This is a genomic window from Streptosporangium nanhuense, assembly GCF_059358815.1.
In genome coordinates this window covers 280,406-301,847 of the sequence record NZ_JCADBG010000006.1, presented here as the reverse complement: position 1 = coordinate 301,847, position 21,442 = coordinate 280,406, and the positions used below count along the sequence as shown (strand labels likewise).

General features: G+C 70.7%; 22 protein-coding genes and 1 pseudogene. 16 read left to right on the top strand and 7 right to left on the bottom strand.

The genetic code is table 11. From position 1 onward, the window contains the following. Positions 1-172: 172 nt before the first annotated feature. The 3 genes from AC5L38_RS14955 (at position 173) to AC5L38_RS14945 (ending at position 3,790) form a co-directional block, all read left to right on the top strand. Positions 173-814, top strand: coding sequence for a nuclease-related domain-containing protein (locus AC5L38_RS14955; RefSeq protein WP_435286595.1), 642 nt, complete (start codon positions 173-175; stop codon positions 812-814). 573 nt (positions 815-1,387) lie between these two features. Beyond that, on the top strand, positions 1,388-3,226 hold the full coding sequence (gene ilvD, locus AC5L38_RS14950; RefSeq protein WP_495243387.1) for a dihydroxy-acid dehydratase: 1,839 nt from the start codon (positions 1,388-1,390) through the stop codon (positions 3,224-3,226). A gap of 81 nt (positions 3,227-3,307) precedes the next feature. Then, positions 3,308-3,790, top strand: a complete 483-nt coding sequence (locus tag AC5L38_RS14945) for a helix-turn-helix transcriptional regulator (protein WP_495243386.1) — start codon at positions 3,308-3,310, stop codon at positions 3,788-3,790. Between the two features lie 120 nt (positions 3,791-3,910). On the opposite strand, the gene AC5L38_RS14940 is transcribed toward AC5L38_RS14945, so the two are convergent. The 3 genes from AC5L38_RS14940 to AC5L38_RS14930 form a co-directional block, all read right to left on the bottom strand. Further along, positions 3,911-4,132, bottom strand: a complete 222-nt coding sequence (locus AC5L38_RS14940) for an FmdB family zinc ribbon protein (protein WP_495243385.1) — start codon at positions 4,130-4,132, stop codon at positions 3,911-3,913. 32 nt (positions 4,133-4,164) lie between these two features. Next, positions 4,165-4,986 carry a GNAT family N-acetyltransferase gene (locus AC5L38_RS14935; protein ID WP_495243384.1) on the bottom strand — a complete coding sequence of 274 codons (822 nt, stop codon included), beginning with the start codon at positions 4,984-4,986 and terminating at the stop codon, positions 4,165-4,167. Positions 4,987-5,241: 255 nt separating this feature from the next. Beyond that, complete coding sequence (locus AC5L38_RS14930) at positions 5,242-5,751, bottom strand: HNH endonuclease (protein WP_329084484.1); 510 nt, start codon at positions 5,749-5,751, stop codon at positions 5,242-5,244. A gap of 318 nt (positions 5,752-6,069) precedes the next feature. Between AC5L38_RS14930 and AC5L38_RS14925 the strand changes: the two genes are divergently transcribed. The 8 genes and pseudogenes from AC5L38_RS14925 (at position 6,070) to AC5L38_RS14890 (ending at position 12,391) form a co-directional block, all read left to right on the top strand. After that, positions 6,070-8,142 carry a prolyl oligopeptidase family serine peptidase gene (locus tag AC5L38_RS14925; protein WP_495243383.1) on the top strand — a complete coding sequence of 691 codons (2,073 nt, stop codon included), beginning with the start codon at positions 6,070-6,072 and terminating at the stop codon, positions 8,140-8,142. Between the two features lie 357 nt (positions 8,143-8,499). After that, positions 8,500-9,306, top strand: a complete 807-nt coding sequence (locus AC5L38_RS14920; RefSeq protein ID WP_495243382.1) for a helix-turn-helix domain-containing protein — start codon at positions 8,500-8,502, stop codon at positions 9,304-9,306. A 73-nt stretch (positions 9,307-9,379) separates the two neighbouring features. Continuing rightward, entirely contained in the window at positions 9,380-9,727 is a 348-nt protein-coding gene (locus AC5L38_RS14915; protein WP_495243381.1) for a VOC family protein, read from the top strand. Between the two features lie 265 nt (positions 9,728-9,992). Then, positions 9,993-10,340 (top strand): hypothetical protein, encoded by a 348-nt coding sequence (locus AC5L38_RS14910; RefSeq protein WP_495243380.1) that lies wholly within the window; start codon positions 9,993-9,995, stop codon positions 10,338-10,340. After that, complete coding sequence (locus AC5L38_RS14905; RefSeq protein ID WP_495243379.1) at positions 10,337-10,618, top strand: HypC/HybG/HupF family hydrogenase formation chaperone; 282 nt, start codon at positions 10,337-10,339, stop codon at positions 10,616-10,618. Before AC5L38_RS14910 ends, AC5L38_RS14905 begins: the two co-directional genes overlap by 4 nt. Next, positions 10,605-10,769 carry a hypothetical protein gene (locus tag AC5L38_RS14900; RefSeq protein WP_495243378.1) on the top strand — a complete coding sequence of 55 codons (165 nt, stop codon included), beginning with the start codon at positions 10,605-10,607 and terminating at the stop codon, positions 10,767-10,769. Before AC5L38_RS14905 ends, AC5L38_RS14900 begins: the two co-directional genes overlap by 14 nt. 106 nt (positions 10,770-10,875) lie before the next feature. Then, positions 10,876-11,112: pseudogene (locus AC5L38_RS14895) on the top strand (hypothetical protein); the annotation flags it as partial. 157 nt (positions 11,113-11,269) lie between these two features. Then, positions 11,270-12,391, top strand: coding sequence for a hypothetical protein (locus tag AC5L38_RS14890; protein WP_495243377.1), 1,122 nt, complete (start codon positions 11,270-11,272; stop codon positions 12,389-12,391). A gap of 118 nt (positions 12,392-12,509) precedes the next feature. Here the strand turns inward: AC5L38_RS14890 and purU are convergent, their stop codons facing one another. Continuing rightward, positions 12,510-13,364 (bottom strand): formyltetrahydrofolate deformylase, encoded by an 855-nt coding sequence (gene purU / locus AC5L38_RS14885; protein WP_495243376.1) that lies wholly within the window; start codon positions 13,362-13,364, stop codon positions 12,510-12,512. Between the two features lie 166 nt (positions 13,365-13,530). Between purU and AC5L38_RS14880 the strand changes: the two genes are divergently transcribed. Next, a complete protein-coding gene (locus AC5L38_RS14880; protein ID WP_495243375.1) occupies positions 13,531-13,989 on the top strand; it encodes an NUDIX hydrolase in 459 nt (152 codons plus the stop codon). A gap of 266 nt (positions 13,990-14,255) precedes the next feature. Here AC5L38_RS14880 and AC5L38_RS14875 read toward each other — a convergent pair whose 3' ends face one another. Next, on the bottom strand, positions 14,256-14,750 hold the full coding sequence (locus AC5L38_RS14875) for a GNAT family N-acetyltransferase (protein WP_495243374.1): 495 nt from the start codon (positions 14,748-14,750) through the stop codon (positions 14,256-14,258). After that, positions 14,747-16,318, bottom strand: coding sequence for an NsdA family TPR-like regulatory protein (locus tag AC5L38_RS14870; protein ID WP_495243373.1), 1,572 nt, complete (start codon positions 16,316-16,318; stop codon positions 14,747-14,749). Before AC5L38_RS14870 ends, AC5L38_RS14875 begins: the two co-directional genes overlap by 4 nt. Positions 16,319-16,658: 340 nt before the next feature. Here AC5L38_RS14870 and AC5L38_RS14865 point away from each other — a divergent pair, with 340 nt between their 5' ends. The 4 genes from AC5L38_RS14865 (at position 16,659) to AC5L38_RS14850 (ending at position 20,698) form a co-directional block, all read left to right on the top strand. Further along, positions 16,659-16,943 carry a hypothetical protein gene (locus AC5L38_RS14865; RefSeq protein WP_326643182.1) on the top strand — a complete coding sequence of 95 codons (285 nt, stop codon included), beginning with the start codon at positions 16,659-16,661 and terminating at the stop codon, positions 16,941-16,943. Between the two features lie 514 nt (positions 16,944-17,457). After that, on the top strand, positions 17,458-18,483 hold the full coding sequence (locus AC5L38_RS14860; RefSeq protein ID WP_495243372.1) for a mechanosensitive ion channel family protein: 1,026 nt from the start codon (positions 17,458-17,460) through the stop codon (positions 18,481-18,483). A 19-nt stretch (positions 18,484-18,502) separates the two neighbouring features. Beyond that, entirely contained in the window at positions 18,503-18,901 is a 399-nt protein-coding gene (locus tag AC5L38_RS14855; RefSeq protein ID WP_495243371.1) for a globin, read from the top strand. A 255-nt stretch (positions 18,902-19,156) separates the two neighbouring features. Beyond that, on the top strand, positions 19,157-20,698 hold the full coding sequence (locus AC5L38_RS14850) for a glycoside hydrolase family 13 protein (RefSeq protein WP_495243370.1): 1,542 nt from the start codon (positions 19,157-19,159) through the stop codon (positions 20,696-20,698). A gap of 187 nt (positions 20,699-20,885) precedes the next feature. On the opposite strand, the gene AC5L38_RS14845 is transcribed toward AC5L38_RS14850, so the two are convergent. After that, positions 20,886-21,326, bottom strand: a complete 441-nt coding sequence (locus AC5L38_RS14845) for an acyl-CoA thioesterase (RefSeq protein WP_495243369.1) — start codon at positions 21,324-21,326, stop codon at positions 20,886-20,888. Positions 21,327-21,442: the final 116 nt, after the last annotated feature.

Sequence of the window (21,442 nt, the reverse complement as noted above, 5' to 3'; positions counted from 1 at the left end):
TCAGGTACCAGAAGACGGTAACAATGCGTCACCGATTTGGGTCAGTGACCGACAGGCCGAAGATCGGCCGACGTCTCGACCCGCCGCGCCAGCGTCTACGTACGCACCCGTCGAGCGCGCCTCGCTGCGCAGCCTGCTCGACAACCCGAAGTACCGCCACCTGCGCCGACGTGTGATCATCTCGGTCGGCGTGGGCGTGCTCGCGGGCGTCCTGCTGGCCAGCTGGCCGCTGGGCTTCACCGCCGCCGTGGTGGCCGCGATCGTCGACACGGTGCTTCGCGCCCGTTCCAACTCGTCGGTGCCCGCCTGGCGGCGCGCCTCGGTCGCGGAGCGGCGCACGGAGATGCAGCTGAAACGGCTGGAGCGCGGCGGTTACCGCACCCTGCACGCCCGCGCGATCCCCGGCAGCGAGGCCCAGATCGACCATCTGGTCGTGGGTCCCACCGGCGTCTACGCGGTCGACTCCGAGAAGTGGGACAAGCGCCTGCCGGTCCGCGTCCAGTCGCACCGCAAGCTGTTCCACGGGCCGTTCAACCAGAAGCCGCGCCTCGACGAGGCCCGCTGGGAGGCCTCCCAGGCCGGAGAGCTGATCGGCGCCGAGCTGGGCCGCGAGGTCACGATCGTGCCCTCTCTGGCGATCTACGGCCCGGCCATTCCCTGGAAGGTCCTCAACGTCCGCGAGGTCGACGTGTTCGACGGCAGTCGTGTCCGTAAATGGATCACCAAGCGGGAACGCTCACTCACCGACGCCGAGATCGACAGGATCTTCGAGGCCGCCGAGCAGGTCCTGCCCGCCCGTTACCCGGAGAACTGATTCCGGCCGTCCCGCGAGCCGGTTTTCGCACGACCGAGTCTTTCCCCGTCGGGACCGACGGGAGTTCGCCCCGCCACGGCGCCCCGGCCCGGCGACTCCCGTCTTCCCCTCCCGCCCTCCCCTTGCCGTCCTCCCGCGCAGGCGGCCGGTGCCCGGTCCCTCCGGGGCGGGCGCCGAGTGCCCGGCCTCCGCCGCGCGGGCGGTGGAGGCCCCGGTCCCGGCCGGTCGGGCGTCGCTCGCCCCGGGTTCGCCGGGCGTGGAGACCTTCGGTAGTGTCGGGGAACACCCTGGGCCCGTATCGGGCCCGCCGGCCGCCGCCCCGGTGCCCACCCCGTGCCCCGTCGGCGTCCCGGAACCGTCCCGGACACCAGCGCGGCGCCTCGCCGCCCCCGGCCCCCGTCCCGTACGTCGGCCATGCTCGCCAGGCGTTCGCGGAATACGTCGTTCACGGAATCCGCTGTTCACGGAACATGTGGTCACGGGCCGGACGTCTCGCGGCGTGGACAGGCGTCTCACGCACCGGGCGGTAGCCGTACCATTCGTAGACACGGTTTCGATGATGGGAGAAGCCTCATGCCCGCCCTCAGGTCTCGTACGGTCACTCACGGCAGGAACATGGCCGGGGCCCGGGCCCTGCTCCGGGCGACGGGTGTAGCGGGTGAGGACTTCGGCAAGCCGATCATCGCCGTCGCCAACAGCTTCACCCAGTTCGTTCCCGGGCACGTCCACCTCCGCGAGGTCGGCGACGTCGTCGCCGGCGCGATCCGCGAGGCGGGCGCCATCCCGCGCGAGTTCAACACGATCGCCGTCGACGACGGCATCGCGATGGGCCACGGCGGCATGCTCTACTCGCTGCCCAGTCGGGAGCTGATCGCGGACGCGGTCGAGTACATGGTCAACGCGCACTGCGCCGACGCGCTGATCTGCATCTCCAACTGCGACAAGATCACCCCGGGCATGCTGCTCGCCGCCTTCAGGCTCAACATCCCCACGGTCTTCGTCTCCGGCGGGCCGATGGAGGCGGGCAAGACCCCCAACGGCAAGCTCGACCTGATCGACCCGATGATCGCCGCCGCCGACGACGCCGTCTCCGACGCCGAGCTGCTGGAGATGGAGGAGAACGCCTGCCCGACCTGCGGTTCGTGCAGCGGGATGTTCACCGCCAACTCGATGAACTGCCTCGCCGAGGCCATCGGCCTCGCGCTGCCGGGCAACGGCACGATCCTCGCCACCCACAAGGCGCGCAGGAAGCTGTTCGAGGACGCCGGGCGCCAGCTGGTGGAGATCACCAAGCGCCACTACGAGCAGGACGACGAGACGGTCCTGCCGCGCGCCATCGCGACCAAGGACGCGTTCGAGAACGCCATGGCGCTGGACGTGGCGATGGGCGGCTCGACCAACACGATCCTGCACATCCTGGCCGCGGCCCGCGAGGCCCAGGTCGACTTCGGGCTGAAGGAGATCAACGAGATCTCGCTGCGGGTGCCCTGCCTGTGCAAGGTCGCCCCCGCCACGGCCAAGTACCACGTCGAGGACGTCCACCGCGCGGGCGGCATCCCGGCGATCCTCGGCGAGCTCGACCGGGCGGGCCTGCTCCACCGCGACGCGTACACCGTCAACGGCGGCACCCTGGGCGACTACCTCGACGGCTGGGACCCCCAGTCGCCCGAGGTGCTGCCCGAGGCGCTGGAGCTGTGGCACGCGGCCCCCGGCAACGCCCGCACGATCAAGCCCTTCTCCCAGGGCGCCCGCTGGCAGGAGCTGGACCTCGACCGCGCCGAGGGCTGCGTGCGCGACGCCGAGCACGCCTACACCCGCGACGGCGGCCTGGCCGTCCTGTACGGCAACATCGCCACCGAGGGCTGCATCGTCAAGACCGCCGGGGTCGACGAGTCGATCTGGAAATTCGAGGGCCCGGCCGTGGTCTTCGAGTCGCAGGACGACGCGGTCGAGGGCATCCTCAACAACAAGGTCAAGGCCGGTGACGTCGTGGTGATCCGCTACGAGGGGCCGAAGGGCGGGCCCGGCATGCAGGAGATGCTCTACCCCACCTCGTTCCTCAAGGGCAAGGGGCTGGGCAAGGCCTGCGCGCTGGTCACCGACGGCCGCTTCTCCGGCGGCACGAGCGGGCTGTCCATCGGCCACGCCTCCCCCGAGGCGGCCGAGGGCGGCACCATCGCCCTCGTCGAGGACGGCGACCTCGTCGCCATCGACATCCCCGGCCGTTCGATCGAGCTGAAGGTCGCCGAGGAGGAGCTGGCCGCCCGCCGCGAGAGGCTCCTGGCCGACCTGGGCGGCTACCGGCCGCGCGACCGCCAGCGCCAGGTGAGCGCCGCGCTCCAGGCGTACGCCGCGCTCACGACCTCCGCCTCGACCGGCGCCTCGCGCGACCTGTCACAGCTGTCCCGCTGACCTGGGCTTCCTGTCGGGTAGAGATGCCTTACCCGACAGGAAGTTCGAAAAAATGTCGGTGCTCGGACGTATTATCAGGGTATGGCTGATGTCATGAAGCTCACCGCCCCGCTGACGACCGCCGAGATCGCCGCCCTCGCCCTGTCGATGGCGCATCTGGGGTCGGGTCCGCAGGCCAACGCCGCCCGCAGCGGCCTGCGCCACGCCTTCGAGCAGATGGAGCTCGACGACGACATCGTCGCCACCACCCTGGCGACCCTCACCGAGCCGATGTCCGCCCCGACCGCCGACCGCGCCCGGACGATCGCCAACGCGATCACCTCGGGCCTTGTCATCCGCCTCCACTACCAGGACGTCTCCGGGCGGGTCACCGTCCGCGACGTCGACCCGGTGACCTGCATGGTCCACCGCGAATACTGGTATCTCGTCGGGATGTGCCGCCTGCGCGGCGCGATCCGGGCGTTCAGGTTCGACCGGATCATCGCCACCGAGCCCACCTTCGTGCCGGCCCGCCCGCACCGGGCCGAGGCGTTCCTGCCCTTCCAGGGCAAGCGCGCCGCCTAGCCGGTCACCCCCGCCGGTCTCGCGAGCCGGCGGGGCTCATCCGATCCGTCACCCGGTGGTGCGCGCCGATCCGGGTGACGGACACCGCGGAGGAGCTCCTGCCGCGGCTGACGACGGTGCCTAGCCGCAGCATCCGCCGCCGCAGCACCCGCCGCCACCGCCGGAGGGCTGGGGAGCGGCCGAGGAGCCCGTGGAGCCGCCGGTCACGGCGACCGTGGAGAGCAGTTTGACGGTGTCGTCGTGGCCGTCGGGGCAGAGCGCCGGATCGCCGGAGCGGGCCATCGGGCGGGAGATCTCGAAGGTGGACCCGCAGGCGCGGCAGCGGAAGTCGTATCGGGGCATGCCCCCAAGGTTACCCAGGTTGCCCGGACCGATCACGCGAAGGTGATGGAGACGTAGTCGCTCACCGGCCGATAGCCGATCGCCTGATAGATCGAGTTGGCCGTGGGGTTGGACAGGTCGGTGAAGAGCAGCACCTCGGCGGCGCCCTCGGCACTCACCTTGGCGCTCGTCGCGTGCGAGACCGCGGTGCCGTAGCCCCTCCCACGAGACTCCGGGGCCGTGTAGACCGGGCCGATCCGGGACATACCGCCGATGGGCACGGAGGCCCCGGCGAACGCGACGGGCCGACCGCCCGCCTCCCACACGACGAGCTCGCGCCTGGCGATCCGGCTGGCCACCAGCGGGGTCAGGTCGACGGGCGCGACGCCTTCGGCCTCGGCCTGGAACTCCTCGCCCCACCGGACCAGGAGGTCGAGATCGGCGGCCTCGGCGACGCGGGAGGCCCCGTCCGCCGGGGGTCGAGGGGAGACGAGCGCGTCGAGCCGGTAGAGGCGCTCGGCGCGGCGCCCCGCCTCGGGCCGCCACCAGGAGGCGGCGAACACCTCGGCCAGCGGGAGCGGCCCGCTCACCCCGGAGATCGCCCTCTCCGTCTCGATCAGACGGGCGGCGAGCTCCGGCACGACGTCGGCGGGGATCGCGGGGAGCAGGAGGAAGTGAGGAGGCGTCTGGATGGCCGCCGCCACGACCTGGCCGTCGCGCTCCAGCCGCCCCAGCAGCGCGTTGTCACCCCACAGGCCGTTGCGTATGGCGCGCAGGACCGTGAGGGGGACGGTGTTGCGAACCGGATCCCGCAGCAGCCACGGCTCCGCCACACCCGTGTACGCCTCGACATCGGAGGTGAAGATCCATGTCATGAGGCGATTGTGCCGACCGGGGATCTTCCGCGCCAGCCGATGCGACCCGGCGCGCGGACGCGAGAGCGCCGACGCGTTCACGAGGTGTGACCCGGCAGGTGGGCATGACAGGACCGCCGTGTTCCCAGGGTGCGAGCCGGCACGCGGACCTGGCAGGGCCGCCGCGTTCCAGAGGTGCGGCCCGGCGCACGGACATGGCGGGGCCGCCGCGTTCCCGAAGGTGGCCGCGGCGGCCCCGTCATCGGATCCCGGTCCTCAGGCCGCGCTCTCCGCGAGGTAGGGCGCCCACTGGGGGTCGCCGACGATGTGCGCGCCGATCAACCGCCAGTGGACGCCGCGTGGCACCACCGGGGCGACGTTGAGCGTCCACCCCAGCTCCTCCAGCATGCGGTCGGCCTTGCGGTGGTTGCACGTCGTGCACGACGCGACGCAGTTCTCCCAGGTGTGGGGGCCGCCTCGCGAGCGCGGGATGACATGGTCGATGGTCTCGGCCCGCTGGCCGCAGTAGGCGCACCGGTAGTCGTCCCGGCGCATCAGCGCGGTTCTCGTCAGCGGGATCCGCGACCGGTACGGGATCCGAACATATCTTCGAAGCCTGATCACCGAGGGGACGTCGAGCGTGCGGCTCGCCGAGCGGAACACGGCGCCCCGCCCGTCACGGTGCACGACGTCCGCCTTCTCCCTGAGCACGAGCACGACGGCCCGGTGCAGGGAGAGCGTGGTCAGGGGTTCGTAGGTGGCGTTCAAGAGCAGGACCTGGCGCATCAGCGGGCCTCTCCCGCCGCACGACGCGTCAATCGAGGGGGCACGCCGATGCGTGCCCCGGCTGGCGGCCCCTCCTGGGGCCCGGGCGCTTCCGTCACGAGGACCTCCGCCGGACGGCCCAGCGGATGCTCACCACGGCACCGTCCTTCACCAAGTTTGGCTGCTGCAACGTGGTTCTCGCCACCCATAAATGACTGGAGAGACACCTGATACGTTTTATGCCCGCATTACCAGTTTTTAACTCCTCCCGCCGCAGATCAGATACGCCGCCCGCGCAATGGCCACGTCCCGCGGCCCGGAGGTCGTAGGGTTCCAGCCATGACGCGACAGCCGTATCCTCCAGCCAGCCGCCTTGAGCTCGTCGAGGAGCTCCACGGTGTCCCTGTTCCCGACCCCTACCGCTGGCTCGAGGACCCGGACGACCCGGCGACGAAGGACTGGCTGGTGGGGCAGGAGAGACTGCTGGAGACCGGGCTGGACGCCCTTCCGAGCCGTGAGGGCTTCAAGGCCCGGATCGCGGAGCTGCTCGGCTCTGGGTCGATCGGCGCGCCGACCTGGCGCGGCGAGCGGCGGTTCTTCATGCGGCGGACCCCCGGGCAGGAGCACGCCGTCCTCTACACCGTCGACCCCGACGGCACCGAGCGGGCGCTGCTCGACCCGATGACGCTCGACCCGACCGGGTTGACCACCCTCGACTCCTGGCAGCCCGACAAGGAGGGCCGCCTGCTCGCCTACCAGGTCTCGGTGGGCGGCGACGAGGAGTCGAGCCTCTACCTCATGGACGTCGCGTACGGCGACCGGATCGAGGGGCCGATCGACCGCTGCCGCTACTCCCCCGTGGCGTGGCTGCCCGGCGGCGAGGCCTTCTACTACGTGCGCAGGCTGCCCGCCACCGAGGTGCCCGAGGGTGAGGAGCAGTACCACCGCCGGGTCTACCTGCACAAGGTCGGCACCTCCACCGAAGAAGACATCCTGATCTTCGGTGACGGGCTGGAGAAGACCAACTACTACGGCGTGGCGGTCTCCTTCGACGGCCGCTGGCTGCAGATCTCCGCTTCCAGGGGGACCGCGCCGCGCAACGACCTGTGGGTGGCCGACCTGCGGGCGTCCTCCCCCGCCTCGCCCGAACTGGTCGTCGTCCAGGAGGGCGTCGACGCCCAGAGCGCCCTGCACTTCGGCCGCGACGGCCGCCTGTACGTCTTCACCGACCGGGAGGCCCCGCGTGCCCGCGTCTGCGTGACCGACCCGGCCGACCCCCGCTTCGAGAACTGGCGCGACCTGATCCCGCAGGACCCCGAGGCCGTGCTGACGGACTTCGCGATCCTCGACGGCCTCGACCGGCCGGTCATGCTCGTCGGCTGGACCCGCCACGCGATCAGCGAGATCTCGGTCCACGAGCTGGTCACCGGCGAGCGCGTCGGCGAGGTGCCGACCCCGGGGCTGGGCACCATCGGCGGCATCAGCGAGCGTCCCGAGGGCGGCCACGAGGCCTGGTTCGGCTACACCGACAACACCACGCCGCCGAGCATCCAGCGCTACGACGCCCGCACCGGCGAGACGACGCTCTGGGCGGCCTCCCCCGGGGCCGTCGAGGTGCCCGCCGTCAGCACCGAGCAGGTGACCTACCGCTCGGCCGACGGCAGCGAGGTCCACATGCTGGTGATCTCCCTTCCCGGCGCCGAGGGCCCGCGCCCCACCGTCCTGTACGGCTACGGCGGCTTCGGCATCTCGATGACCCCCGGCTACTCCGCGTCCGTCCTGAGCTGGGTCGAGGCGGGCGGCACGTACGCCATCGCCCAGCTGCGCGGCGGCGGGGAGCAGGGCGAGGAGTGGCACCGGGCCGGGATGCTCTCCCACAAGCAGAACGTCTTCGACGACCTGCACGCGGCGGCCGAGCACCTGATCGCCACCGGCGTGACCACGTCCGCGCAGCTGGCCATCTCCGGCGGCTCCAACGGCGGCCTGCTGGTCGGCGCGGCCCTGACCCAGCGCCCCGAGCTGTACGCCGCGGTGGTCTGCTCGGCACCGCTGCTCGACATGATCCGCTACGAGCTGTTCGGCCTGGGCGCGACGTGGAACGTCGAGTACGGCTCCGCCGAGAAGCCCGACGAGTTCGCCTGGCTGTACGCCTACTCCCCCTACCACCACGTGCGGGAGGGCGTGTCCTACCCGGCGACGCTGTTCACCGTCTTCCAGTCCGACACCCGGGTGCATCCGCTGCACGCCTGGAAGATGTGCGCCGCCCTGCAGCACGCCCAGGCCTCGGACCGGCCGATCCTGCTCCGCAACGAGGCGGAGGCCGGTCACGGGGCCCGCGCGGTGAGCAAGACCGTCGAGCTGGCCGCCGACCAGCTCGCCTTCCTCGCCCACCACACCGGGCTGACCTCCTGAGGGGACGGGGAGGCCCGGCTTGAGCTCGGGAGGGGCCCAGAAGGCGGGCGTCGAGGCGGGTCGACGGGGAGCGCGGCGTCCGGGGAAAGCGCGGATCCGGGGAAGCGGGCGCGCCTAAGAGAAGCGGGCGCGTCCAGGGATCCGGGCGCGTCCGGAGGTCCGCGTGTGCCCGAGAGGCCACGCGCGTCCAGGGGTCTGTGTGCGTCCGGGAGACCGAGTACGTCCAGGGATCCGCGTGCGTCCGAGGGGTCTTGTGCATCCGGGAGGCCGGGTGCGTCCGGGAATCCCGGTGCGCCCCTCGACGGCCGTGACGGCCGTGACGGCCGTACTGTCGGTGGCGGCGGCTAGGGTCGGGGCGTGGACGACACGGCGGTGGCCGAGGGCCTGACCTTCACGGAGAGCGAGCCGGGCTCCTTCCTGCGGCCGTACGTCACGCATCTGTCGGCCTACACCGAGCGTCACGCCGCTCCCACGCCCCGGCGGCAGCCGCCGTTCGCCGGGGTCGTCATGATCTTCGGGTTCGGCGCGCCGCTCGCGCTGAGCGGCCCCGCAGGGTTCCGGCGGCTGGCCTCGTTCGCCGCCGGCCTGCACGACACCTACGTCGACACCACCACGGCCGGGGTCGCCGAGGGGGTGCAGGTCAACCTCACACCGCTCGGGGCCAGGCGGCTGCTCGGGGTGCCCCTGCGGGAGCTGACCAACCGGGTGGTCTCGCCGGAGGAGGTGCTCGGGAGCTGGGCCACGGCCACGGTCGAGCGGCTGGCGGAGGCCCCCGGCGGGGCCGCCAGGATCGCCCTGCTGGACGAGGCGCTCAGCGGGCGCATCGCCGAGGCTCCGGGGCCGGACCGCCGGGTCCGCTGGGCGTGGGACCGCCTGGTCGCCACCCGCGGCACGGCGTCCGTGGCCTCGATCGCCGCCGAGCTGGGGTGGAGCCACCGGCACCTGGTCTCCCGCTTCCACGACCAGATCGGGCTGGCGCCGAAGGCCTCGGCCAGGGTGCTGCGCTTCGAGCACGCCACCGGCCGCCTGAGGTCCGGCATGTCCCTCGCCGACACCGCCGCCACCTGCGGTTACTACGACCAGGCCCACATGAACCGCGATTTCAGGACCATGGCGGGGGCCACTCCCCGTGAGCTGGTGCCGCCCTCGCGCACCCCCGGGTGACAGGTCAGATTTTTCCAAGCCGCGCCGCTCCCGCCGGTGACATCGTGATGGTCACCGCACGGGAGGAGAGAACATGCGAACGGTGTATCCACTGGTCCGGTACCGCGACGCGGACAAGGCCGTCGACTGGCTGGTCCAGGCGTTCGGCTTCGAGGTCCACGAGCTCGTCAGGACGCCCGAGGGGAGCATCCGCCACGGCGAGCTGATCGCCGGCACCGGAATGATCATGACCGGTACGGGCGAGCCGGGCGGGCCGGGCATCTACGTCGCCGTGGACGACCCCGACGCCCACCACGCCAGGGCCGTCGCGGCCGGGGCGGAGATCACCAGCGGGCTGACCGACAAGGACTACGGCTCGCGCGACTACGCCTGCAGGGATCTGGAGGGCAACGACTGGTACTTCGGGACGTACCGGCCCTGAGCCGGTGACCTCGCACGGTGCTTCCACAGTGCCGCCAACGCGGCGGCTCCGGGACGGGGGTCCGGAGCCGCCCCGGCGCTCGTCGCAGTGCCCATCCCGCCATCCTTCCCGCGACCGGCGGGAACGCCTCGGGGGCTCGCATGATCTGGACGGGAAGGTTACGCGAATGATCAGAGCTTTGCCGTTGGTTGTCGAGCGGAGGGTGTCGGGCCTGAAACGGCCGATCGTAATGTGGCGACTACCGTGAAAAATACGGAGCGTCGACATGCCTGGCACACCGAGTACGCGCACAACGCCCCTTTCGCCACCGGTCGTCATACCGGTCACGGAGGCGGCGGCCATCGCGGCCTTCGCGCGGCGGGACCACGCGGGGCTCGCCCTGGCGGATGACGTGGAACGCGTCGCGAGCGCGGCCCGGGCCATGGCCACCAGGTTCCGCCTCGGCGGCAAGCTGATCGTGTTCGGCGGCGCGGGAACGGACGCCGCGCACGTCGCGTCCGACGATCCCGCCGTGGTCAAGGAGGTCCACGTCACCGCCTGCCACCTGCTGTGGGAGCCGGTCCACGTCCTCATCGACCGGCCCGGCCCGGCCGGGCGGGAGGCGGACCGGTGAACGGCCCCGAGGACCGCACCGACGGTGTCCGCGTCATCTGCTCCGACCAGGCACTGCCGATGCGCGTGGTCAGGCTGCTGGGGGGCGAGCCGGCGATCGTCGGCGCGGGCGGGGTCCTCGAAGAGGTGAGCGTGGCGCTGGTCGACCCGGCACTGGGCGACACCGTCCTCGCCCACGCCATGGAGACCGTCGCGATGATCACCCACCGGCGCGACAGCGGAGGCGGCGACGGCGACGGCGACGGCGACGGCGGGAAGGACTGCGATGAGCAGGCCTGACGGAGCACCCGCGGAGACCGTGCGCGGCCCGTACCCCTTCCTGCACGACAACGAGCGCACCGGCCCGCAGACCACCTACCACGTCCTGCGGGAGCTCACCCGGCACGCGCTCGGACCGGCGCCGACACCGCGGGCGCACAGCCCCGGGTGAGGAGGAGCACACCCGCGCAGGCCCTCCCCCTTCACGTCCCGCAGACATCCACGAGAAGTGGGAGGCGTCATGACAGCGCCGACGGACGCAGCGAACGGCAGCTCTCCTGAGCGAGAGGAACCCGTCGTCCGCGTGGACGTGCGGGCGGAGGCGTACGCGGCCTCCCCGACGCCGGCCTTCCGGCTGCGCGTCACCGCCCCCTCCCCCGGCGGGGCGCGCACCATCGAGCCGCGCCGCCAGATCCGGGCGGAGCCCCATCCACGGCGACGGCGAGGCGGAGCTGTTCGGCGACCCGGCCCGATGGGGCGACACGCTGAGCCCCCTGCGGTTCGCCGACGTCCCCGTCATGGTCCCGGCGTTCACCGGGAGCACCGAGATCGACGTGCCGGTGCCGTGCGGCCACGCCGCGACACGCTGCGGGAACTCAGCAGGTTCAAGTCCGGGCGCACCCTGGCGACCTGGGACGAGACCCTGGAACTACTGCTCAAGGAGACGCGGCCATGAGCGTTCCGATGGACATCGCGCGCCGGGTGGCGGACGCGGTGCTTTACGAGGGCCACCTTCTCTACCCCTACCGCGACTCGGCGGCCAAGAGCCAGGTGCGCTGGCAGTTCGGGGTGCTCGTCCCGCCGGGGTTCACCGCGACCGCCGAGCATCCGGCCAGCGTGACCGAGTGCCTCCTCGAAGGGGCCTCGTACGCCGTGACGCATCTGAACCTGCGTTTCCTGCACGTCAGGACGCGCGGCGTCGAGCGCGCCGAGGACGACGGCTACTGGCCGGTCCAGCAGCTGCGCAACGGCCACCGGACCTATCTCACCTTCGACGAGGCGACCGAGCGGGAGGCGGAGGTGGCACTCCCCATCGCCGGGCTGATCGACGCCCCCGAGCGGGTGATCGAGATACGCATCCCAGGAGACCGCGTGGTCGAGCCGATCGTGGCGCCGTCCGGAGAGGTGATAGGGCGCCTCGTCTCCGAGCACCTCCCGCTGCGCGCCGCGCTCAGGGTCTCCGCCGAGCCGGTGCCCGGACCGTACGACCTCGTCAAGCTGCGCGCCCGGGTGGAGAACACCGACGACTGGCAACCGCTGGGCGCGCCGCGCGAGCAGGCGCTGCGGCACGCTCTGATCTCGGCGCACCTGATCATCGCGGTGAACGCCGGGGCCTTCGTCTCCCTGCTCGACCCGCCGGAGTGGGCGCGGCCCGCCGTGGAGACCTGCCGCAACGAGCACACCTGGCCGGTGCTCGTGGGCGAGCCGGGCCACCGGGACGTCGTGCTCTCCTCGCCGATCATCCTCTACGACCACCCGGACGTCGCGCCGGAGAGTCCCGGCCCCCTGTTCGACTCCACGGAGATCGACGAGATGCTCCACCTGCGCACGCTCACCCTCACCGACGAGGAGCCCCTGGAGGCCCGGGAGACCGACCCCCGGGTGACCGAGCTCATCGACATGGTCGGCAACATGCCGCCCGAACTGCTGGAACGGCTCCACGGCGCGATCCGCTCGGTGGAGGAGGCCACCGGCGCGCGCCCTCCCACCTCCTCGGAGGCGGGAGACTCCCCGGAATCGGCCGGGGGACCCCGGAACGACCGCTCGCTCGGCGACGGAGAGGTGGGCGCGTGAGGATCCCGGTGGACGCGGTGTCCCGTGGCGGCCCGCGAGGGAAAGGCGACCGCCTCGCGGCCACCGGGCGGGACACGCCCCTCGACCACCGGGCGGGACACGCCGCCCGATCGCCGCCCTAGCGGGGGAAGACGATCGTCTTGTGGCCGTCGAGCAGGACGCGCTGCTGGGTGTGCCAGCGGACGGCGCGCGCCAGGACCTGGCACTCGACGTCGCGGCCGATGGCGGCGAGGTCCTCCGCCGAGTGGGTGTGGTTGACCCGGGCGACCTCCTGCTCGATGATCGGCCCCTCGTCGAGGTCGGCGGTCACGTAGTGCGCGGTCGCGCCGATCAGCTTCACGCCGCGGGAGTACGCCTGGTGATAGGGCTTGGCACCCTTGAACGACGGCAGGAACGAGTGGTGAATGTTGATCACGTTGCCCGCGAGCTTCACGCAGAGGTCCTCCGACAGCACCTGCATGTAGCGGGCGAGCACCACCAGATCGGCCCGGTAGTGGTCGACCAGGGTCAGGACCTCCTCCTCCTGCCTGGACTTGGTCCCGGAGGTGACCGGAAGGTGGTGGTAGTCGATGCCGTACGACTGCGTCAGCGGCCGCAGGTCCGGGTGGTTGGAGACGACCGCGACGATCTCGATGTCGAGCAGGCCCGAGCGCGTCCGGTAGAGCAGGTCGTTCAGGCAGTGGCCGAACTTGCTGACCATCACCAGCACGCGCGGCTTGACGGAGACCTCTCGCAGCTTGAAATCCATGCCGAACTCGGGGGCGAGCGCGGCGAAGGCCTCGCGCAGCTCCCCGTCGGGCAGCGACGAGGCGAACTGCACCCGCATGAAGAACCGCTCGGACTCGACGTCACCGAACTGCTGGCTCTCGATGATGTTGCATCCCCGCCCGGCCAGGAGACCGGAGACCGCGGCCACCACCCCGGGACGGTCCGGACAGGACAGCGTCAACACAAACTCGGCCCTGGAACCCATGCCTTCACCCTTGAGCTTGAGAGGTCGGATCGTACGATGCTTTCCACCTGACGTGGGCAGAGTACAGCGAATCCCGCCACCGCACCCGGCGGTCCGGCACGTGGCGAGTCGGCAGGGGCCACGGCCGCCACAGGCGCGAAACCGGCGGTGATAGCGTCCCTGACCTATGGACGACCCTCAGCCGAACGACCGGCCCGCGGCCCGGGTGATCTGTGTGGACGGGTCCGGCCGGGTGCTCCTCATGCACTGGCGCGACCCTGCCGGTGGGCAGACCCTGTGGGAGCCGCCGGGCGGCGGGATCGACCCGGGTGAGGCCCCCCTCGCCGCCGCGCGGCGCGAGCTCACCGAGGAGACGGGCCTGCCGGGCGAGGCGGTGCTGGACCGGTGGGTGCCGGTGCGCCGGGATTTCCGCTGGATCGGCGTCCACTACGTCAAGACCGAGCGGTTCTACCTGGCCAGGTTCGGGGGCAGCCCCGAGGTGCGCGCGGAGGCGTTCACCGCCGAGGAGAACATCACCTATCTCGGCCACGGCTGGTTCTCACCGGCTGAGATGGCCGGGCTCCCCGACTTCCTGGAGCCCCCGGACCTGCCGGAGATCGTCTCCCGGATCACCCTGCTGGGGTGAACCGGCCGCCGAGAACGGCTGAGCGGGAGCGGCCCTCGATCCCGCGGATCGAGGGCCGCGGCCGTCAGCGCCCGATTCTCCCGGCCGGAAAGAAACTCATCCCTTGTGGATGACGCTGGCGACGCCACTGAGCCTGGACACGCCGGTTTTGTGAACAATGATCTTTTTCATCGCACTCGCCAAAGAATAGCGGTAGGTACGAAGAACAATTATTCTCATATATCCGAAATAGGCAACAGTCAGCAGTAAGACCGCTAAAATTCAGATCACTTAGTTAAAGAGGACATAGCGGCTACCAGGTCCTTTTCTCCGTAAATCACCACACATCCCCCTCGCTCTTCCCGGCGGATCTCGCGCCATCCGAACTTGCGATAGAGCTCCATCGCCGCAAGCTGATTCAGCGTGGTGTCACCGCGAAGGCGTACATAGCCGAGTTCGACGGCCCGCGCCTCCAGGGCGAGGACCATCTGGGCGCCGAAACCGCGGCGCTGGAACTCCGGATGGACCCGCATGCGGCACATCTCGGCGGTCTGGCCGTCGACGCGGCGGAGACCGCCCATCGCGACGACACGCCCGTCGGGCATCTCCCCCACGAGGAACTCCCCCCGGTCGGCGAGGTAGATCTCGTGGATCCTCGGGAAGTCGTCCTCGTAGTAGACGCCGTCTCCCGGCGCGAGGCCGACCTGGGCGAGGCATATCTGGTGGAGCGCCCAGACGGATTCGAGATCGGACCAGCGATAACGCCGAAGCCTCGGCTTCAACTGCCACTCCTGTCGGCTGTCGGATCCTCTGTCGACGCGCTGCGGACGCGCAGCGACTCCATGTAGGTCTTGAGCTTGGGATGGCCGGGAGCCTTCACCTCGACCTGCTTGCCCACCTCGTGGGCACGCTGCATGAGGATGTCGGGCCGGCAGGCCTCGTCGAGCCCCGAGACCGTACGCTGGGCGATCTCCAGCGCCTCGTCCACGTCGCCCTCAAGGATCTTGCACTGGGCCCGGTCGAACTTGATGAAAGTCGGGTCGAGCCAGTCGGTCGGACCGTACTTGGTGAGCGCCTGTTCCAGGATGAGGTCGGCCTCCATCGCCTGCCCGAGCTTGACCAGCGCGTCTCCCTGGTGGAAGTAGAGCTGGCGCTCGGTGTAGCCGAAGGTCGAGTCGTCCTGGTCCGCGGCGGCCATCTGGGAGAAGGCGGCTCTCGCCCTCGACAGCGCCCGCTTCGCCTGGTCGACCACCTCCTTCTTGCCCGAACCCGACATCATCGCGAGCGCGCGGGCCTCGACCACCGGGGCCATCGCCTGGGCCGCGCAGGGCGTCTGCCCGGCCAGGTCACGGCTCTTCTTGGCGAGGTTGAGGGCCTCGCGCGGATCGCCGTAGTAGAGCGGGACCAGGGCCTCCCGGGCGGTGACCCACGCCCTCAGCGCCCGGTCGCCGGTCTCGTCCGCCGCGGTCCTGCCGGTCCTGAAGAAGGACCGGGCGAGCCGGTGGTCACCGAGATTGACCATGATCATGCCGCTCAGACCGGCGAGCTGCGCCGCCATGCGGCACAATCGTTCCTGCAGGTCGACCGGCTGGCGCCGCTCCATGGCCTTGCGCACCGCGGCGAATTCGAGCATCACGTCGCACAGCAGCCTGAGCGGGGCGGTGCTCGCGTACTGGCGGCCGAGGCCGATGGTGGATTCCTCCCACTGGTCGAGCATCGCGGGCGAGACGGTCGCCGAGACCAGCGTGTCGTCCATCCTCCTGCGCATGCTCTCCACCGATCCGAGCACCTGCCCGTCCAGCGCGATGGCACTGCCGCCCAGGAGCTGTAAAAGCGTCCTCCGTAGCACGTTCTCGTCCTCCTCACCCCCGTCCGCGGAATGCTCGACGCCGATCGGCTGGATCAGCAGCTCACGCGGACCAGGGGAAGTGTCGGGTCTTCCATCCTGGAGATCACCCCGGACGACACCGGGCATCTTGTGGCCGTGGCCGCAGATGCACGGGCCGTCGTACCCGAGGGAGACGGGCTCGACCCGGTAGGCGGAGCACAGGTAGTGCAGGTATTCGGGACCGGGCCGCTTCAGCCCGCTCTCGTACGCGGACAGGAGCGTCTCGCCGATGCCGGGGGCCGCCTTGCCGTCGCGTTCGAACAACGCCCGTATCTGTTCGATGACGTCCGCGAGGGCGACGCCGTGCGCGAGGCGGTGACCTTTAATCCGCGTGGTCCCGAATTGCGAACTGCACTTCTCGTAGATTTCCTCGGCTATCTGCGCCGAGGACTTGCCGGCGGCCAGGCCACGGGCCCGGATCTGCCGTGCCAACTCTGTCTCCCTGTGCTGCCTGCCGGACATACCGGCCCCTCTCTCGTGGCCGGCCGGGCTGGCTGGCACACTGGTCCCGACCGGTCCTCTCTCCCTATGACTCAGTGTGATCTTTTCGTCGCACTGCGCCTACCGAGAATGATGGACCACGTTTGACTCATCCGGAACACGCTAATAAAGCCGCTGGCTAAGAATCGTCCCCCGAAGGACTGTTTCTTTCAACCTACTTGGCATATCGCCCACCCTGAACTGGGTTTTCCCCGAATTGACCCGTAGGGCCACCGTGAGTCATCTTTGGCGAGCAGCACCGTAAGCGTGATCGAACGAACACGATTCAGTGCGGCGAGCCGAGACCACGAGGAGGGACGAGGTGGGTGAAGACGATTTCCGGCACCTTGAACGGCTGGTGACGGAGCTTGACTGCCGCGGGCTGCACGCCCGCGTGGTGCGGACCCACTCGGGCCGTGCGTTCGTGCGTGTGATCAATCCGAAGGCGACCAGCCTGGCGGAGAACGTCACCTGCCGGGCACAGGCCGCCCCCAGCCATCGGGATTGGTACTACTGGTGGTCCTGGGGTGAACGAATGCACACGGTGGAGGATCCCGCCGGTGCCGCGACCAAGGTCGCACGCGTGCTCGCCGCGGTAGGAGAGTGAGGTGAGCGGCACAACGGGCCTCACCCGCCCGGTGTGCCGCGCCTGCCGCGGCTCGGCGGAGCCGGCGGGGTGCCCGGTGCGGAGCGTCCTCGGACGCTGGGCACCCCGCCGGCTCCGAATCGTCCGGCCGACACGCGCGAACCCCCACCCGCGGAAACTTCGAGAACGCGGCTGGGACGCGGTCGGAACACGTCCGGAACGCGTCCGGAACGCGGAGGCTCTCGCGAGCCGAAGCCCACGAACTGCTGTAGAGCAAAGGCTGCCGTCCGACATCTCGTCCGGGCGGTGACCGGAGGGATCCCTTTCGGGAACGGTACGGGACACGCTTCCGGGTGCGTGTCCCGTCCGGGTCATCCCGTCACCGGGGCATCCGGGTCCGCCCCCGCGGCCCTAGACCAGGATGTCCCCGTCTTCCCCGGCGTGATGTGACGGGGGCCGGTTCGATCGGCAATATGGATGGGTCGCACGACTCATCCGGTCTGCCAGTCGATCCGATCCGAGAGGGATCCACTCCGTGTTCCTGCTTTCCCCCACGCCCACCCCCACCCCCAGCGTCACCCCGACCTCAGGTCCGGGAGTGGTCGTCGAGAACCTTCTCGACATGAGCGCGGGCTTAACACAGGGGTGCGGGAACGGCGGTGGGGTAATCTGCGACTTCGTGAAGATGCTCGTGCCCGCGGCCGTCGACTGGGTGGCCCCCGTGATCGCGGGTCTGATCGCCATCACGCTGGTCGTGGTCATCGCGCTGATCCTGCGCAACGTGGCGCATCGGCTGATCGGCCGGGTGGTGCGCAGGGCGTCCACCGAGCGCACGTCCCTGGCGGGGCGGCTGCGCGGCAGGGAGACGGTCACCCCCGAGGGCCTCGACGCGATCGTGGCCGAGCGGCGCAGGCAGCGGGCCGAGACCATCGGCTCGGTGCTCAGGCACATCGCCTCGATCATCATCCTGGGCACCGCCGTGCTGACCGTCCTCGAACGCCTCTCCGTCCCCATCGCCCCCCTGCTGACCAGCGTCGGCATCCTGGGCGTGGCGATCGGCTTCGGCGCCCAGGAGCTCGTCAAGGACTTCATCGCCGGCATGTTCATGCTCCTGGAGGACCAGTACGGCGTGGGCGACGTGATCGACGCGGGCGCCGCGGTCGGCACCGTGGAGGCGGTCACCCTGCGCATCACCCGCCTGCGCGACGCCGACGGCCGGGTCTGGTACGTCCGCAACGGCACGATCACCCGGGTCGGCAACGAGTCGCAGGGCTGGTCGCGCGCCACGGTCGACGTGCCGGTGGCCTACGCCTCGGAGATCCCCGTGGTCCGCGACCTCCTCAAGGAGGTCGCCGACGAGATGTGGAACGAGCCGGCCTTCCGCGACTCGATCATCGTCGAGGAGCCGCAGGTCTGGGGCATCGAGCAGATCTCCGACACCGCCATCATCTTCCGGGTCAGCGCCAAGACCATCCCCTCCCGGCAGGCGGAGGTCGCCCGCGAGCTCCGCCTGCGGATCAAGTCCGCCCTCGACCGGGCCGACATCACGATCGCCGCCTGACGTCAATTAGGCTGAGGAGGTGTCCGCTATCCCCGATGAACCCCAGTCCTTCTACGACGCCGTCGGCGGCGAGGAGGCCTTCAGGCGTCTGGTGCACCGCTTCTACCAGGGGGTGGCGACCGACCCGATCCTCCTGCCGCTGTACCCCGAGGAAGACCTCGAAGGCGCCGAGGAACGGCTCCGCCTGTTCCTCATCCAGTACTGGGGCGGTCCCAACACCTACAGCACCCAGCGTGGCCACCCCCGGTTGCGGATGCGGCACAACCCGTTCGTCATCCGCTCGGCCGAACGCGACGCCTGGCTCCGGCACATGCACGACGCGGTGATCTCCCTGCAGCTCCCCGACGAGCTGGAGAAACGTCTCTGGGACTATCTCGTGTACGCGGCGCACAGCATGGTCAACGCCCCCGAGGCGTAGACCACGGCACGGCCGGGGGCCCGGGCGCTCCGGGCCGTCCACACGGTCAACGCCCCCGGGGCTCCGGGCCGTCCACACGGTCAACGCCCCCGGGGCTCCGGGCCGTCCACACGGTCAAGACCCCGGCGCTTCGGGCTGTCCACACGGCCGGCACACCAGCGCTTCGGCCCATCGCGCGGTCAACGCCCCCGACGGAGTGAATCACCCCACGGTCGGGGGCCGCGACGCATAAACCCCACCGAGCGGGGGCAACCCATGCACATGGAAACCCCCTGGTGGCGTGACGCCGTCGTCTACGAGATCTACGTTCGCAGCTTCGCCGACGCCTCCGGAGACGGCGTCGGCGATCTGCCCGGCATCAGGCAGCGCCTGCCGTACCTCGCCGAGCTCGGCGTGGACGCGATCTGGCTGACCCCCTTCTACCGCTCCCCCATGGCCGACGGCGGCTACGACGTGGCCGACTACCGCGACGTCGACCCGCTCTTCGGCACCCTCGCCGACTTCGACGAGCTCGTCTCCGAGGCGCACCGGCTGGGGTTGCGGGTGATCGTCGACATCGTCCCGAACCACAGCTCCTCCGCCCACGAGTGGTTCCAGGCCGCGCTGAAGGGCGAGGGACGCGACCGCTACGTCTTCCGCGACGGCGGGGACCTGCCGCCCAACAACTGGCAGTCGACCTTCAGCGGCCCGGCCTGGAGCAAGACGCCCGACGGGCAGTGGTACCTCCACCTCTTCGCCTCCGAGCAGCCCGACTTCAACTGGCGCAACCCCGAGGTGCACTCCGAGTTCCTGGACGTGCTGCGGTTCTGGCTCGACCGGGGGGTGGACGGGTTCAGGATCGACGTGGCGATGGGTCTGTACAAGGCCGAGGGGCTGCCGGACACCCCTCCGGAGGGACAGGCGTTCAAGGCCAAGTCGCCGATCTGGGGGCAGCCGGAGGTGCACGAGGTCTACCGCGACTGGCGCAAGGTGCTCGACTCCTACGAGGGCGAGCGGATGGCCATCGGCGAGGTCTGGACCGACTCCGCCGAGGATCTCGCGCTGTACGTCCGCCCCGACGAGCTGCACCAGAGCTTCAACTTCGCCTGGCTGGAGGCGCCCTGGTCCGGGCCCGCGTTCAAGAAGATCATCGATGACACGCTGGCCGCCGTGACCGCTCCCACCTGGGTGCTTTCCAACCACGACGTGATCCGCCACGTGACCCGGTACGGCGGCGGCCTGGCCAACTCCACGACGGGCCTGTCCCGTGCCCGCGCGGCCCTGCTCACCATGCTCGCCCTGCCGGGCTCGGCATATCTCTACCAGGGGGAGGAACTAGGCCTCCCCGAGGTGAAGGATCTTCCCCCGGAGGCCCGCCAGGATCCCATCTTCGCCCGCTCCAAGGGAGAGCTGCCCGGCCGTGACGGCTGCCGGGTCCCCATCCCCTGGTCCGGCGTGGCCGAGCCCTACGGCTTCTCGCCCGAGGGGGCACGGCCCTGGCTGCCCCAGCCGGTCGAGTGGGCCGCGCTCTCCGCCGAGCGCCAGTCGAACGACCCGGGATCGACGCTGAGCTTCTACCAGGAGGCCCTGCGCGCCCGCCGCGAGCTGCGCGGCACGCTGCCCGACGAGATCACCTGGCTGGAGGCCCCCGAGGACGCCCTCATCTTCCGTCGGGGTCCCCTGACCTGCGTCATCAACTGCGGTTCCGAGTCGGTGCAGCTGCCGCCGCACGACCGCGTCCTGATCGGCAGCGCCCCGGTGGACGGCCACCTGCTCCTGCCGGACACCGCGGCCTGGCTCTACACCCCCGACGCCTGAGGCCCCCGGTACGCACCCGTCCGCCCGCCTGTCATGGGCGGGCGGACGGGCAACGGGTATGGCGGCCGCTCCCGGGGGACCGGACGCGTCACGGGGGGCAGGGGACGCGCCGGCTCCCCCGAGGAGAAACGGCGGACGCTTCACGGGCGGACGGCACACCCCGGGCCCCAGCGTCGAACCCCCGGTCTCAGGCGCCGGCGAACCTGCCCAGATAGGCGAGCTCATCCTCGTTCAACCGTCGCGGGGAGGCCCTCTCCACGTTGTAGGCCACGAGCACCGAGCGGGCCTTGACGAAGATCTCCTCATCGTCGCGGATCTCGTACGAGAGGGTGAACCGCACCGGCCGGATCTCCGTCACCCACGACTCCACCCGGACCGGATCGGGGCGGAGGGTGAGGGGGCGCAGATAGTCGATCTCGTGCCGGGCGATCACCAACCCCTTGAACGGCTCACCGCCCTCGCGGTGGGGGTCGACGTGGAACAGCGCCAGCCGCGCGTCCTCCAGATAGTCGAGGAACCGCACGTTGTTGACGTGTCCCAGCGAGTCGATGTCGGCGAACCTGATGGCCCTGGGGAACACGTGCCGGTGACCATGACCGACGCCGTCCGCGATTCTCTGTCCAAACACCCCCAAACCGTAGCGGCCCCCGGTGCCCGCCGCACGGCGGGACATCGGGGGCGCGTCGGAGGCGTGCCTGGCACACCCGGCAGGACCGCACCCGTCGCGGGCGAACCCGTGTCAGG

What these genes read in the sequence shown, in the direction of transcription:
- AC5L38_RS14850 (WP_495243370.1), top strand. Translation starts at nt 19,157, where the DNA reads ATGCACATGGAAACCCCCTGGTGGCGTGACGCCGTCGTCTACGAGATC.
- AC5L38_RS14870 (WP_495243373.1), bottom strand. Translation starts at nt 16,318, where the DNA reads ATGTCCGGCAGGCAGCACAGGGAGACAGAGTTGGCACGGCAGATCCGG.
- AC5L38_RS14900 (WP_495243378.1), top strand. Translation starts at nt 10,605, where the DNA reads ATGAGCAGGCCTGACGGAGCACCCGCGGAGACCGTGCGCGGCCCGTAC.
- AC5L38_RS14910 (WP_495243380.1), top strand. Translation starts at nt 9,993, where the DNA reads ATGCCTGGCACACCGAGTACGCGCACAACGCCCCTTTCGCCACCGGTC.
- AC5L38_RS14915 (WP_495243381.1), top strand. Translation starts at nt 9,380, where the DNA reads ATGCGAACGGTGTATCCACTGGTCCGGTACCGCGACGCGGACAAGGCC.
- AC5L38_RS14925 (WP_495243383.1), top strand. Translation starts at nt 6,070, where the DNA reads ATGACGCGACAGCCGTATCCTCCAGCCAGCCGCCTTGAGCTCGTCGAG.
- AC5L38_RS14880 (WP_495243375.1), top strand. Translation starts at nt 13,531, where the DNA reads ATGGACGACCCTCAGCCGAACGACCGGCCCGCGGCCCGGGTGATCTGT.
- ilvD (WP_495243387.1), top strand. Translation starts at nt 1,388, where the DNA reads ATGCCCGCCCTCAGGTCTCGTACGGTCACTCACGGCAGGAACATGGCC.
- AC5L38_RS14945 (WP_495243386.1), top strand. Translation starts at nt 3,308, where the DNA reads ATGGCTGATGTCATGAAGCTCACCGCCCCGCTGACGACCGCCGAGATC.
- purU (WP_495243376.1), bottom strand. Translation starts at nt 13,364, where the DNA reads ATGGGTTCCAGGGCCGAGTTTGTGTTGACGCTGTCCTGTCCGGACCGT.
- AC5L38_RS14940 (WP_495243385.1), bottom strand. Translation starts at nt 4,132, where the DNA reads ATGCCCCGATACGACTTCCGCTGCCGCGCCTGCGGGTCCACCTTCGAG.
- AC5L38_RS14930 (WP_329084484.1), bottom strand. Translation starts at nt 5,751, where the DNA reads ATGCGCCAGGTCCTGCTCTTGAACGCCACCTACGAACCCCTGACCACG.
- AC5L38_RS14890 (WP_495243377.1), top strand. Translation starts at nt 11,270, where the DNA reads ATGAGCGTTCCGATGGACATCGCGCGCCGGGTGGCGGACGCGGTGCTT.
- AC5L38_RS14935 (WP_495243384.1), bottom strand. Translation starts at nt 4,986, where the DNA reads ATGACATGGATCTTCACCTCCGATGTCGAGGCGTACACGGGTGTGGCG.